Source organism: Bacillus sp. LR--39 (genome assembly GCF_053613335.1).
The window spans coordinates 1-768 of the sequence record NZ_JBSIOT010000731.1 but is presented as its reverse complement, the minus strand read 5'-3'; the positions used below and the strand labels follow the sequence as shown (position 1 = coordinate 768).

The window sequence follows — 768 nt, the reverse complement described above, 5'->3', positions numbered from 1 at the left end:
ACAGTTACGAGGGTAGAGGACAGAGATACTGTCGGTACTCAATATGTTGAAAAGAAAGCATCTGATGGTGGTACAATTGTAGCTGTTCAATATACAATTAAAAACGTATCTAAAAAGCCAATAAGTTCTTTTTCAATTCCAACTGTTAAATTAGTTGATGCTGATGGTACTTCTTATGATTCTGATATTGATGCTTCTGTAAACTATGCAACTGAGACAAAAGTTGATAACTCTAAAATTTTGAGTGATCTAAATCCTAATATTAAAGTAACAGGTGTAAAAGCATTTGAAGTTGACAAGGAAGCTTATGCAAAAGGCACTTGGAAACTAAAATTCAGTAATGATGTTATTGTGAAAATCAAATAACAGCTAACAAGGGTGCCTGTTCAGGCACCCTTGTTCTTTAAAGGCCTTCTCTATTGAGAAGGCCTCCATTCTTATTCCGCACTCTTATACCCATTCACATTAGAAGACTGCCATCTCCAGGAATCAGCACACATTTCCTCAAGGCCGCGTTTCGCTTCCCAGCCCAGTTCCCGCTTGGCTTTCGCAGGATCTGCAAAGCATGTGGCGATGTCTCCCGGACGGCGGTCCGCAAAACGGTACGGAACCTCTTTCCCTGACACTTTTTCAAAGGCTTTGACCATTTCAAGCACGCTGTAGCCTGTGCCTGTTCCAAGGTTGTATGCATCGGCTCCTGTAGTGTTCAATACTTTTTCCAGCGCCTTGACGTGGCCTTCTGCGAGATCAACGACGTGAATATAATCG

General features: G+C 41.8%; 2 protein-coding genes. One reads left to right on the top strand and one right to left on the bottom strand.

Going from position 1 to position 768, the window contains the following annotated elements; genetic code table 11:
- The coding region (locus tag ACWHAR_RS26170; RefSeq protein WP_452088309.1) for a DUF4352 domain-containing protein at positions 1–366 on the top strand (366 nt) is incomplete at its 5' end.
- A gap of 71 nt (positions 367–437) precedes the next feature.
- On the opposite strand, the gene ACWHAR_RS26165 is transcribed toward ACWHAR_RS26170, so the two are convergent.
- The coding region (locus tag ACWHAR_RS26165; RefSeq protein ID WP_452088308.1) for a GDP-mannose 4,6-dehydratase at positions 438–768 on the bottom strand (331 nt) is incomplete at its 5' end.